The organism is Pseudoduganella danionis (genome assembly GCF_009720775.1).
Classification (GTDB): Bacteria; Pseudomonadota; Gammaproteobacteria; order Burkholderiales; family Burkholderiaceae_D; genus Rugamonas; species Rugamonas danionis.
The window spans coordinates 936,826-949,842 of the sequence record NZ_WNKW01000001.1 but is presented as its reverse complement, the minus strand read 5'-3'; the positions used below and the strand labels follow the sequence as shown (position 1 = coordinate 949,842).

Annotated in this window: 11 protein-coding genes; 8 read left to right on the top strand and 3 right to left on the bottom strand. The window is 61.5% G+C overall.

Annotated elements, in window-relative coordinates; translation table 11 throughout:
• Nucleotides 1–5 precede the first annotated feature (5 nt).
• Nucleotides 6–1,439, top strand: a complete 1,434-nt coding sequence (locus GM655_RS04050) for a cytochrome P450 (RefSeq protein WP_155433310.1) — start codon at nt 6–8, stop codon at nt 1,437–1,439.
• Between the two features lie 10 nt (nt 1,440–1,449).
• On the opposite strand, the gene GM655_RS04045 is transcribed toward GM655_RS04050, so the two are convergent.
• Nucleotides 1,450–2,226 (bottom strand): NAD(P)H-dependent oxidoreductase, encoded by a 777-nt coding sequence (locus tag GM655_RS04045; protein WP_155433309.1) that lies wholly within the window; start codon nt 2,224–2,226, stop codon nt 1,450–1,452.
• 90 nt (nt 2,227–2,316) lie between these two features.
• Between GM655_RS04045 and GM655_RS04040 the strand changes: the two genes are divergently transcribed.
• Nucleotides 2,317–3,213, top strand: coding sequence for a LysR family transcriptional regulator (locus tag GM655_RS04040; RefSeq protein WP_155433308.1), 897 nt, complete (start codon nt 2,317–2,319; stop codon nt 3,211–3,213).
• Nucleotides 3,214–3,295: 82 nt separating this feature from the next.
• Nucleotides 3,296–3,811 (top strand): hypothetical protein, encoded by a 516-nt coding sequence (locus tag GM655_RS04035; protein WP_155433307.1) that lies wholly within the window; start codon nt 3,296–3,298, stop codon nt 3,809–3,811.
• Nucleotides 3,812–4,002: 191 nt separating this feature from the next.
• Here the strand turns inward: GM655_RS04035 and eda are convergent, their stop codons facing one another.
• Together eda and edd are read right to left on the bottom strand one after the other, a co-directional pair.
• Nucleotides 4,003–4,632, bottom strand: a complete 630-nt coding sequence (eda, locus tag GM655_RS04030; RefSeq protein ID WP_155433306.1) for a bifunctional 4-hydroxy-2-oxoglutarate aldolase/2-dehydro-3-deoxy-phosphogluconate aldolase — start codon at nt 4,630–4,632, stop codon at nt 4,003–4,005.
• 2 nt (nt 4,633–4,634) lie between these two features.
• Nucleotides 4,635–6,557 carry a phosphogluconate dehydratase gene (gene edd, locus GM655_RS04025; RefSeq protein ID WP_155433305.1) on the bottom strand — a complete coding sequence of 641 codons (1,923 nt, stop codon included), beginning with the start codon at nt 6,555–6,557 and terminating at the stop codon, nt 4,635–4,637.
• 267 nt (nt 6,558–6,824) lie between these two features.
• Between edd and pgi the strand changes: the two genes are divergently transcribed.
• The 5 genes from pgi to tal all read left to right on the top strand — a co-directional run bounded on the left by pgi (nt 6,825) and on the right by tal (nt 12,929).
• Entirely contained in the window at nt 6,825–8,474 is a 1,650-nt protein-coding gene (gene pgi / locus GM655_RS04020) for a glucose-6-phosphate isomerase (RefSeq protein WP_155433304.1), read from the top strand.
• Nucleotides 8,474–9,370, top strand: coding sequence for an SMP-30/gluconolactonase/LRE family protein (locus GM655_RS04015; RefSeq protein ID WP_155434118.1), 897 nt, complete (start codon nt 8,474–8,476; stop codon nt 9,368–9,370). Before pgi ends, GM655_RS04015 begins: the two co-directional genes overlap by 1 nt.
• 157 nt (nt 9,371–9,527) lie before the next feature.
• On the top strand, nt 9,528–11,000 hold the full coding sequence (gene zwf, locus GM655_RS04010) for a glucose-6-phosphate dehydrogenase (protein WP_155433303.1): 1,473 nt from the start codon (nt 9,528–9,530) through the stop codon (nt 10,998–11,000).
• A gap of 6 nt (nt 11,001–11,006) precedes the next feature.
• Complete coding sequence (locus GM655_RS04005; RefSeq protein WP_155433302.1) at nt 11,007–11,861, top strand: SIS domain-containing protein; 855 nt, start codon at nt 11,007–11,009, stop codon at nt 11,859–11,861.
• A 132-nt stretch (nt 11,862–11,993) separates the two neighbouring features.
• The gene (gene tal, locus GM655_RS04000; RefSeq protein ID WP_155433301.1) at nt 11,994–12,929 is read left to right on the top strand and encodes a transaldolase; all 936 of its coding nucleotides are present in this window, start codon (nt 11,994–11,996) and stop codon (nt 12,927–12,929) included.
• The last annotated feature ends 88 nt before the right edge of the window (nt 12,930–13,017 follow it).

Below are 13,017 nucleotides of genomic sequence, written 5' to 3'. Positions count from 1 at the left end.
AGTCGATGATAGAACAGACTCTCGCCAGCACACCTGTTTTACGCAGCATCGCCCAGCTACCGGGGCCGCGTCCCTGGCCACTGGCCGGCAATCTGGGGCAGATCCGCCCCGAGCGCATCCACCAGCATGTAGAGCGCTGGAGCCAGCAGTATGGCCCCATCTTCCGTATGCAGTTCGGTTCTACCCCCATCGTGGTGCTGGCCGGGCACGAACTGGTCAACGCGGCCCTGCGCGACCGCCCCGATGGGTTCCGCCGCCCGTCCATTACGGCCCAGGTTTCGAATGAAATGGGTGGCCGCCCGGGCGTGTTTCTGGCCGAAGGCAGCGTCTGGCGTGACCAGCGCCGCATGGTCATGGCAGCGCTGGCACCGCACGCCATCAAGGCCTATTTTCCGGCACTGGTCAAAGTCGGGCTGCGCCTGCAAAAGCGCTGGCAGCACGCCGCGCAGCAGCAACAGGTAATCGACCTGTGCGAGGACCTGAAACGCTATAGCGTCGACATCATCGCCGGTCTGGCCTTCGGCACCGATGTCAACACCATCGATGGCGGCGAAGATGTAATCCAGCGCCATATGGACATCGTGCTGCCCGAAGTGGCGCGCCGTTCCGTCGCCCTGTTCCCCTACTGGCGCTATGTCAAACTGCCGCGCGACCGCCAGCTAGAGCGCAGCGTAAAGCACTTGAGCAGTGCCGTCGATGCGCTGATCGCCACCGCGCGCCAGCGCCTGCAGGACGAGCCGCAGCGACGCGAGCGCCCGGCCAATCTGCTCGAAGCCATGATCTGCGCGGCCGACGAAGGCGGTAGTGGCGTCGACGATATTGCCGTCGCAGGCAATGTCACCACCATGCTGCTGGCCGGTGAAGATACCACCAGCAATACGCTGGCATGGATGCTGTATCTGCTGCAGCAGCATCCGGCCGCGCTGGAGCGGGCCCGCGCCGAAGTGCAGCAGATGGCGCCCGATCCGGCGGCCTTCAGCATCGAGCAGATGGATAGCCTCGATTACCTCGACGCCTGCGCACAGGAAGCCATGCGTCTCAAACCGGTGGCGCCCTTCATTCCGCTGGAAGCGCTGCGCGACAGCGTGATCGGCGATGTGCACATCCCCAAAGGGAATCTGATCTGGTGCGTGATGCGGCACGATAGCGTGAGCGAACAGCATGTAGCACAGGCCGCAGAATTCGATCCGCAACGCTGGCTGCGGCAAGGCAGCGACGCCATGAACAAGCATCTGGCCATGCCCTTCGGTTCAGGCCTGCGCACCTGCCCCGGACGCTATCTGGCGCTGCTCGAAATCAAGCTGGCCAGTGCCATGCTGCTGAGCAGCTTCGACATCACCATGCTGGGTACGGAAAGCGGCGCCGAGCCGGAAGAGCGTATGGCTTTCACCATGTCGCCCATAGGCTTGCGCATGATGCTCAAGGAGCGTCGCGCCTAGGCCGTCCGCGCTACATGCGGTGGGCCGCAAAGCCGCTCTGGCCCGCCGCCACGTCCTCTTTCAGCGTCAGGGCGGGGATCAGATAATCGCCATGGTTCTGCGCACGATAAGGGATGGGCGCCATCGTTGCCAGCCGGTCCAGCCGCTGCGCCAGTTCCTGCTGCACGCTGGCGTAGCGCGCCTGATCCATGCGGCTGGTACGGTAAATCACCAGCGGCGGCAGCACGGCAAAACCCGGATAGAACAGCAAGCCGTGCTGAATGGGGAATAGAATATCGTCTATCGGGCCGTTGATGCCACGCGCGCTGTAGTGCGACTCCCAGCCGCCCGTCGTCACCACCAGCATGGCGCGCTTGCCAGCCAGCGTGCCTTCGCCATAGCGGTCGCCCCAGCGTGCATCCGAGTGTTCACCCACACCATAGCCGAAGCCGTAGGCATACACGCGATCAAACCAGCCCTTCATGATGGCCGGCATGGAGAACCACCACAGCGGGAACTGGAAGATCACCATATCGGCCCAGCGCAATTTGTCCTGCTCGGCGGCGATATCGGCACTCTGCAAGCCGTTGGCGTAGGCATACTGGGAATCGCGCGAAGCATCGAAACGCTGGCCCTGCGGACCACCGACGATATCATCCGCGTCGAACGCAGCCTTCCACTGCATGGCATACAGGTCCGATACCTGCACCTGATGGCCGGCTGCCTGCAGATGGCTCACAGTGAAATCCTTCAGGGCGCCATTCAGCGACTGCGCTTCGGGATGGGCATAAACAATCAATACATTCATGGTCTGGCTCCGGCTAGTTGAGGGAAAGACTAAAGCTTAGGGCGCCATGAGGTATAGTAGAAATGAATTTCCAGTATTTCAGGTATAGTCATGATTAATTTACGCAGCATAGACCTCAACCTGCTGGTGACGCTGGATGTGCTGCTGGCCGAGCACAATGTCACCCGTGCGGCAAAACGGCTGCACTTCTCCCAGCCTTCCATCAGCGTGCATCTGGCACGCCTGCGCGAAATTTTCGGCGATCCCCTGCTGCTGCCCGGTCCACGCGGCATGCAGCCGACTGCCAGAGCCGAAGCGCTGCGCGAACCCTTGCGGCTGGCGCTGGCAGCACTCGAACATGCAGTTGCGCCCAGCGCCGCCTTCGATCCCGCAGCGGCCAGCAATACCTGGCGCGTTGCCGCTACCGACTATGGCGAATCAACCATCGTGCTACCCGCACTGGCGACCATCCGCACTGCAGCACCGGCTAGCCGGCTGGCCGTGGTGGAACTGGCGCCGCCGCGCATCAGCCGTCAGGCCGAACAGGGAGAGATCGATCTGGCGTTTCACACCGAGACGGAAGCGCCAGCCGGCATGCGCCATCGCCTGCTGTTCGAGGAGCGCTATGTGCTGGCGGGGCGGCAAGGCCATCCGCGCCTGAAACGCCGCCCCAGCCTGAGCCAGTTCTGTGCGCTGGATCATGTCATCGTCTCGCCCAATGGCGGCGGCTTTAGCGGCGTGACCGATCAGGCACTGGCGGCATCCGGCCTGACACGCCACGTGGCGCTGTCCGTGCCGCACTTCCTGTTTGTCATGGCAGCGCTGGCGCAAACCGATCTGGTGGCCATGCTGCCCGAGCGGCTGGTACGCAGCAATCCCGCCCTGCGCAGCGTCGCGCCGCCGGTAGAAGTGCCGGGCTTCCGCATGGCCATGCTGTGGCATGAACGCGTGCACCGCGATGCCGCGCACCAGTGGTTGCGCGCACAGATTATTGCCGCAGTCAGCTAGGCAAATCGCAATTGCCGCCTTGCAGTGCGCAGTAAGGGGTTATACTGCTGCGCAGCAAGCACCGCTATACAGAAGGAAAGTTATGAAAATGTTGTCCCGCGCTCAAGCCAGCGTGACTGAAGAAATCCAGCGCCAGTTCCCGCAACTGCAGCAGATCCGCGAACTGGCCGGCGACGGCGGCCTGCAAGGCATGGCCATCTCCGTATTCGACCACTGGCTGGAAGATGAAAGCGAATGGCATCTGCTGGACTGCTACGAAGGCGCCGAGCGCGAACGCCGCAACCGCCTGTTCGCCCAGCACTGGGGCGCGCTGTACGACCTCACGCCACTGTACACAGTACGCTACCGCGGCCGCTGGCCCGCCAAGGCCAAGCTGGTCATCAAACGCTACAACGACAAGGCAGGCTATCTGCGCCAGTGCAGCTACAGCGATTACGGCGTGCCTGCCCAGTTCATCATCATGCCGGAACTGGGCTGCATCTATGCCGCCGGCTGGGATGACACCAACATCCTGTACTACCGCGACGCCGCCCTCGCCGCCCCCGTCCTCAAACTGGCCACCGAAGCGGGCCTGCACTGCCTGCCCCAGCAGTTCTAAAACTCGGGGTCAGGTCGGGCAAAGTGCAGGTGTCAGGTCGGGCAAATGTGCAGCCTCGAGCGTAGCTGATGCTGTTTCGCAATTTGCCCCGTTGCCCGACCTGACACCTGCATCTTGCCCGACCTGACCCCAGAATAAAAAAACGTGGTGTGCCGCCGCAGCGGTCACACCACGTCCAAGGGAGACGGTACTTAGAGCGAACGCAGGCCGCTGGCAGCTTTGGCCAGATCGGTGATGCGCTCCCAGTCGCCAGCGGCGATGGCGTCTTTCGGCGTGAGCCACGAACCACCTACGCAGGCGACGTTTTTCAGCGCGAGGAATTGCGACGCGGTGTCTTGCGAAATGCCGCCGGTCGGGCAGAAGGTTACGTCCGGCAGCGGGCCGCCGATGGCGTTCAGCATGCCCACGCCACCTGCCGGTACGGCAGGGAACAGTTTCAACTGACGGAAGCCCTGCTCGCGCGCAGCCATGATTTCCGAAGGCGTCATCACACCCGGCAGCAACGGCAGGCCGCTGCTCTTGGCAGCAGCGATCAGCGCTGGGGTCAGGCCCGGCGATACGCCGAACACGGCGCCGGCATCACGTGCCGCCGCGAATTCGTCCGACTGGGTCAGCGTACCGACGCCGACGATGGCGCCTTCCACTTCCGACATGGCCTTGATGGCACCCAGACCGTGCTTGGTGCGCAGCGTAACTTCCAGCACGCGGATACCGCCAGCGACCAGCGCACGTGCCAGTGGCACGGCGTGTTCAGGTTCGTCGATCGCGATCACGGGGATCACGGCGGATGTACGCATAATGTCGAGCAGAGTCATGGTCATGATTAGGCTTCTTTCTTCATCGAGAAATCTTCGTCGGAACCCGGTACGGTATTACCTACCGGGTCTTGGTCGTGCAGGCCTACCGTGGTAGGGATAGGCGATGGCAGCGGGAAGGTGGTCGCACCTTTCTCGGCTTCGCATACGCTGTTACGGAACATGGCGAACAGCTCGCGGCCCATGCCCACCTGATTCGGCGACAGGTCGGCCGTGGCCATGGCACGTGCATGCCATGCCGCGCTATCGACTAGTGCTTCCAGCGTGCCAGTGTTGGCGCACAGGCGAATCATGTCGCCATCGCGCACCAGACCGAGCGGGCCGCCAGCCAGAATTTCCGGCGATACGTGAATCGCCGCTGGCACTTTGCCCGATGCGCCCGACATACGGCCATCCGTCACCAGCGCCACATGGCGGCCGGCATCCTGCAGGTTGGCCAGTGCCGGGGTCAGTGCATGCAACTCCGGCATGCCGTTGGCGCGCGGACCCTGGAAGCGGATCACGGCCACGAAATCGCGATCAAGCTTGCCGGCCTTGTAGTCAGCCATGAAGGCTTCCTGCGAATTAAACACCAGCGCTGGTGCTTCCACCGTGCGGTGCTCGGGCTTCACGGCCGAGACTTTCATCACGGCGCGGCCCAGATTACCCTTGACCAGTACCATGCCGCCGTCGGCCGAGAATGGCGCGCCTGCTTTGCGCAGCACTTTTTCGTCGCCCGATTCCAGCGGCGCGTCTTTCCACACCACGCCCTGACCGTTCTCGCCCAGGAAAGGCTCGGCAGCGTGGGCACGCAGGCCTTTGCCCAGTATGGTGGTGACGTCGTCATGCAGCAGGCCAGCGTCGAGCAGTTCGCGGATCACGAAACCCGTACCGCCGGCAGCGTGGAAGTGGTTCACATCGGCGTCGCCGTTCGGGTAGATGCGGGTCAGCAGCGGCACCACGCGCGACAGTTCGTCGAAGTCGTTCCAGTCGATCACGATGCCGGCCGCTTTGGCGATGGCAACCAGGTGCAGCGTGTGGTTGGTGGAGCCGCCCGTGGTCAGCAGTGCCACGATGGCGTTGACGATGGACTTTTCATCCACCACATGACCGACCGGCAGGTACTCATCCGATTGCGCCGTGATCACGGCCGCGCGGCGTGCCGCGGCCTTGGTCAGTTCATCGCGTAGCGGCGTATTCGGGCTGATGAAGGCCGCACCCGGCAGGTGCAGGCCCATCACTTCCATCAGCATCTGGTTGCTGTTGGCGGTGCCGTAGAAGGTGCAGGTGCCGGCGCCATGGTAGGACTTGGCTTCGCCTTCCAGCAGTTCTTCGCGGCCCACTTTACCTTGCGCGTACAACTGGCGGATCTTGGCTTTTTCCGAATTCGACAGGCCGGTAGTCATCGGGCCGGCCGGCACGAACACGGCTGGCAGGTGGCCGAAGTGCAGCGCGCCGATCAGCAGGCCCGGTACGATCTTGTCGCACACGCCCAGATACACGGCCGAGTCGAACATATTGTGCGACAGGGCGACCGCCGCCGCCATGGCGATGGCGTCGCGCGAGAACAGCGACAGTTCCATGCCGGGCTGGCCCTGCGTCACGCCGTCGCACATGGCCGGTGCGCCGCCCGCGAACTGGGCGACTGCGCCCACTTCGCGCACGGCTTGCTTGATCAGTTGCGGATAGCCTTCGAACGGCTGGTGCGCCGACAGCATGTCGTTATAGGAAGAGATGATGGCGACGGAAGGCTTCTTCACTTCCTTCAGCACCAGTTTGTCGTTGGCAGGGAAAGCCGCAAAACCGTGCGCCAGATTGGTACACGACAGCGCGCCGCGCTGTACGCCTTTGATACGGGCCGCTTCGAGGTGGGCCAGATAGGCGCCACGCGAAGGTTTGCTGCGCTCGATGATGCGCGCGGTGACGGTTTCTAGGACTGGATGCAACGCCATGATCGTTCCTTATGAATGAATTCCGTGAAATTTTACTACAAATTTTCGGATCAGCCAGCCTTTTCTTTACTACTTTGGTGCGCAGACAGGCCAAAAAGCGACGATGCACCAAGCTATCGGTGGCCGGCGCAAGCTAAAACACCCCTACTCCAATACGAAAAACGCAAGCCAGACAAGTAAACGTAGTGAATTTACCTGTTTTTAATGTATGATATCCCGCATCCCCTCCATCAGCTCTCACAATCAGCTCTTACTACGCCGACTATTATGCGCCAGCCAGCTCTGACCTCTACCTCCAGTTTTCTAGCCCTTGCCAGCCACGCTACGGATGCCCGCAACTGGCAGATGCGCCAACTGTTTGCCGATGACGCCCAGCGCTTCCCCAAACTGACAGTAGATGCTGCCGGCCTGTTCCTCGACTATTCGAAGAACCGCCTCGATGGCCGCACAGTAGAACTGCTGCTCGACCTGGCACGTGAACGCGGCGTAGAGCGCCTGCGCGACGCCATGTTCGCTGGCGAGAAAATCAATCTTACCGAACAACGCGCCGTGCTGCACACGGCTCTGCGTATGCCGCGCGGCAAATCGCTGGTGGTGGATGGGCAGGATATAGGACGTGACGTGCATGCGGTGCTGGACCAGATCAAGGATTTCACCGACCGCGTACGCAGCGGCGCATGGCTGGGCTATACGGGCAAACCGATCACGGACGTGATCAACATCGGCATCGGCGGTTCCGATCTGGGTCCGAAAATGGCCGTGCTGGCCCTACGCTCCTACAGCCACCCGCGCCTGAAAATGCACTTCGTCTCCAACGTCGACGGCCACGACATGGACGCCGCACTGGCGCAGGTCAATCCCGAAACCACGCTATTCATCGTCGCTTCGAAAACTTTTACCACGGCCGAGACCATGCTCAACGCCGATACCGCGCGCCACTGGTTCCTGCAGTCGGCCACGGAAGCCGATCTGCCGCGCCACTTCGTCGCCGTCTCCACCAACAAGCAGGCCGTCAGCGCCTTCGGCATCGATACCGCCAATATGTTCCCGTTCTGGGACTGGGTGGGTGGCCGCTATTCGGTGTGGTCGGCCATCGGCCTGTCGCTGGCACTGGCCGTGGGCTTTGGCTACTTCAACGATTTCCTCGCTGGCGCGCATGCCATGGACGAACATTTCCGCACTGCGCCGCTGGAGCAGAACATGCCGGTGCTGCTGGCCATGGTGGGCTTCTGGAACCGCCAGTTCCTCGATGCCGGTTCGCTCTCGATCGCGCCCTACCATCAGGACCTGAGCCGCTTCCCGGCCTATCTGCAGCAGCTCGACATGGAAAGCAACGGCAAACGTGTTACCCGTGGCGGCGCCGCGGTCGATACGCCGACCTGCCCGGTGGTCTGGGGCGAGTGCGGCACCAACGCCCAGCATGCCTACTTCCAGCTCCTGCATCAGGGTACCGATGTCACGCCTATGGATTTCATCGCCACCCTGCGCGCCACCCATGATCTGGCCGGCCACCACGATGCCCTGCTGGCCAACTGCTTCGCCCAGTCGGAAGCCTTCATGAAAGGTAAAACGGCAGAAGAAGCCCGTGCCGATCTGCAGGCGCTGAATCTGAGTGCCGCTGAAATCGAAGCGCTGCTGCCGCACAAGGTCTTCCCCGGCAACCGCCCTTCCAACACCATCCTGATGGACCAGCTCACCCCGTCCGCACTGGGCGCGCTGATCGCTCTGTACGAACACAAGACCTTTGTGCAAGGCGCCATCTGGGACGTCAACAGCTTCGACCAGTGGGGCGTAGAACTGGGCAAGGTACTGGCCAAGAACATTCAGGCCGAACTGACGGGCAGCGTACAGCCGGAACGTCACGACAGCTCCACCAACGGCCTGATCGTCATGGCCAAGGCAGCGCAGCACCTATGATGAACACTAGCGAAATCAGCGTCGCTTACGACGCGGTGATGCAGACGGGCGAATGCCCGCTGTGGCACCCGCAGGAGCAGGCCGTGTACTGGGTCGATATTCCCGCATTCACCGTGCACCGGCTCGATCCCGCTACGGGCGCACACCGTGCCTGGAAGCTGGACAGCGAACCGGCCACGCTGGCGCTGTGCCAGCGCGGTGGCCTGATCGTGGCCATGCGCAGCGGCTTTGCCCACCTCGATACCAGTAGCGAGGCAGTACGCCTGACACCCATCGCGCCAGCGCCTTATGACACCAGCATCGCCCGCTTCAATGACGGCCATGTGGATGGCGCGGGCCGCTTCTGGGTCGGCACCATCTACGAGCCGCGCGACAAGCCGGCAGCGGAAATGTATGTACTGGAAAAAGGTCAGGTGCGTCTGGCATGGTCGGGCGGCGTGACCAATTCCAATGGTCTCGGTTTCAGCCCTGACTACCGCAGCCTGTACCACGCCGACACCAGCGCCCACCGCGTGTCGCGCTACGATTTCAATCTGCACAGCGGCACCGTGAGCAACCAGCGTACGCTGATGCAGTTCTCGGCCGATAAAGCGAATAACTACGGCGGCCGTCCTGATGGCGCGGCAGTCGATAGCGAAGGCAATTACTGGGTCGCCATGTTCGAAGGCGCGCGCCTCGTCAAGCTGTCGCCGGATGGCACGCTGCTCGGCGAACTGCCACTACCGGTGCGCTGCCCGACCATGCTGGCGTTTGGCGATGCCGACCTGCGCACGCTCTACATCACCAGCGCTGGCGCACGTCCGGCCGAGGAACTGGCGGCCTATCCGCTCAGCGGCAAACTGCTGCGCGTACGGGTGGACGTGGCAGGCCGCACGGAAGTGCCGTATTTGGAATAAACTTTGTCATCCCGACCGACGGTAGCAGCCGGACGTGGGCCACAAGCATCACCTCCGGCACTTTGTAGTAAATTTTCTTGCAAGTCAACAATTCGTGTAGTAAATTTACACCTGCAGTCCTTTCTTTGCACTCTACTTACTGCGAATTCACACTATTATGGCTCTTACCGATTTTGACCTGGTTCTGTTTGGCGGCAGCGGCGATCTGGCGATGCGCAAATTGCTGCCTGCGATGTTTGCCCGCGATGTGGCCAACGATCTGCCGGCTTCGGCCCGCATCATCTGCGTAGGCCGTGCCGACGCCAGTCAGGAAGAATTCCTGCACACCATAGAAACCACGTCGAAACCGCATATCAAGGCGACCACCGTTTCGGCGGCAGCGTGGGCCAAGTTCACTGCGCGCATTACCTATGTCTCGCTGAACGCCACCGATGCCGGCACCTACCACACGCTGGTCGATGCGCTGCGCAAGGACGATGCGATCACCAAGGTCTATTATCTGGCCACGCCACCGGCCATCTTCTCACAGATTTGCGAGAACCTGAAAGCCAATGGTCTGGTCACGCAGAATTCGCGCGTGGTGCTGGAAAAACCGCTGGGCCGCGATCTGGCTTCGGCCAAACAGATCAACGCCGAAGTGGGCAAGGTGTTCGAAGAATCGCAGATCTACCGTATCGACCACTATCTGGGCAAAGAAACCGTACAGAATCTGCTGGCTCTGCGCTTCGGTAACATCCTGTTCGAGCCGCTGTGGCGCCGTGAATGGATCTCCGACGTGCAGATCACCATTGCCGAAAAACTCGGCGTTGGTAACCGCCTCGGCTACTACGACACCTCGGGCGCGCTGCGCGACATGCTGCAGAACCACCTGTTGCAACTGCTGTGTATCGTGGCGATGGAACCACCTACCTCGATCGCACCCGATGCCGTGCGTGACGCCAAGCTGCACGTACTGCGTTCGCTGAAAAAATTCACCCCGACCACGCTGGCACAAAACATTGTGCGCGGCCAGTACCGCGCCGGCCATGTGGATGGCAAGGCTGTGCCGAGCTACCGCGATGAGCCAGATGCACCGGAACACTCGCGCACCGAAACCTTCGTCGCCATGAAGGCGGAAATCGATACCTGGCGCTGGGCCGGCGTGCCGTTCTACCTGCGTACCGGTAAGCGCATGGCCGACAGTCTGGCCGAAATCGTGGTGCGCTTCAAACAGATTCCGCACTCGATCTTCGCCCAGCCGACCAATAACTTCCAGCCCAATTCGCTGGTAATCCGTCTGCAGCCGGACGAAGGCCTGCGCATGAACCTGATGGCCAAGACCCCGGGCGACGGCATGCGCTTGAAACAGGCCGAGCTGGAACTGGATTTCCGCGAATCGTTCAAATCCCCGCGCATGGATGCTTACGAGCGCCTGCTGCTGGATGTGCTGCGCGGCCAGCTAACCCTGTTCATGCGCGGCGACGAACTGGAAGCGGCGTGGGAATGGGTTGAACCTATCCTCAACAACTGGGAATCGGACGACAGCTTCCCGCTGCCCTACGCTTCCGGTACCTGGGGCCCTGCTGCCGCTTCGGCCCTGATCGGCCGCGATGGCCTGCAATGGCGCGAAGAAGTTCTGCCGGAAGATTAAGGTTCTATGCTGCTCGATTCGATCCGCACCCAGCTCGACTCGCTCTCCAAATCGGAGCGCAAGGTGGCGCTGGCCGTGCTTGATAACCCCGGCCAGACGGTCAGCCAGAACATCACCGCGCTGGCCAAAAGCGCGCAAGTGTCGGAACCGACCGTGGTGCGTTTCTGCCGCACCCTCGGCTACGATGGCTGGCACGAGTTCAAGCTGAAACTGGCGCAGGGGCTGGCTCTGGCCCTGCCCGGACTGAACGAGCAGCCTACCCAGGACGATCTAGCGGCCGATCTGGTCAACAAGATCTGCAGCCGCTCCATCAACACCCTGCTCGATCTGCGTAACAACCTCGATCCGGAAGCGATCCAGAAGGCGCTCGACATTCTGTCCAAAGCCAACAAGATCGAATTCTACGGTCAGGGTACGTCCGGCATTGTGGCCACGGACGCCCAGCACAAATTCTTCCGCTCGGGCGTGCCTACCGTAGCCTATGCCGACCCGCACATCCACAGTATCGCTGCGGCGCTGCTGCGCACAGGCGATGCGGTGGTAGCGATTTCCCAGCGCGGCAACAGCCCGTCGCTGGTGCGCTCGATCAAGCTGGCTCGCCGTGGCGGCGCCGATGTGATCGTACTGGCACCTTCCGGTACGCCGCTGGCCGATCTGGCCACGGTGCTGATCCCTATCGATCTGATTTTCAACATCGACCCCTACACGCCGATTTCGGCCCGTCTGGCCTATCTGGTGGTGATCGACGTGCTGGCCGTGGGGCTGGCGCTGCAACGGGGGCCGGACTTCCGCAAGAAGATGCAGAACGCCCAGAAAGCCCTGCAGGAGTTCGACCTGCAGTTCGATTCCTTCATCCGCTAACGTTGCAAGAACGGCAAACTGGCGTTTATTCTATGGCGATATAGCGACTATATCGCCATGCTTTCTTTGCGCAAGCTGTTAGCTTGAGTACAATAAGACCACTTATTGTCCTCACACTAAATGGCAGCGCACATGAACCAGCTCGAACAGCTCAAGAAATTCACCACCGTGGTAGCCGATACCGGCGACTTCCAGTCGATCCAGGCTTACACCCCACGCGACGCCACCACCAACCCATCGCTGATCCTGAAGGCGGTACAGAAAGAAGAGTATCAGCCGCTGCTGGAAAAAGCTGTGCGCGATAACCTCGACAACTCGATCACCACCACCATCGATCATTTGTTGATCGCATTCGGCAAGCAGATCCTGCGCACGATTCCTGGCCGCGTATCGACCGAAATCGATGCCCGTCTGTCGTTCGACACGGAAGGTTCGGTGGCCAAGGCACGTGAACTGATCGAACTGTATCGCAAGGCCGGCATCGACCGCGAGCGCGTGCTGATCAAGATGGCTTCGACCTGGGAAGGTATCCGTGCTGCCGAGATTCTGGAAAAAGAAGGTATCCGCTGCAATATGACGCTGCTGTTCTCGCTGACCCAGGCCATCGCCTGTGCCGAAGCGGGCGCCCAGCTGATTTCGCCGTTCGTGGGCCGCATCTACGACTGGTACAAGAAATCCACCGGCATCGAGTACCTGCCTTCGGAGGATCCGGGCGTGGCTTCCGTCAAGCGCATCTTCAACTACTACCGCAAATTCGGCTACAAGACTGAAGTGATGGGCGCCAGCTTCCGCAACGTGGGCCAGATTCTGGAACTGGCCGGCTGCGATCTGCTGACCATCAGCCCTGAGCTGCTGCAGCAACTGCAGGACAGCGATGGTCTGGTCGAGCGTAAGCTGAGCAGCGAGGCCGCCTCCACCACCGGCATGATGAAACTGGCGCAGGATGAAAAAACCTTCCGCTTCCAGCTCAACGAAGATGCCATGGCGACGGAAAAACTGGCCGAAGGCATCCGCGCCTTCTGCGCCGATTCGGGCAAGCTGAAACAGATCATCTCGGGCATGCGTTGATTCCGTTTTACCGCAAAGCTTGAACAGCATACAGGGCGGGGTGGCAGCAAAGGCTGTCACCCCGCCTTTTTTCATGTAATTGCCTTAT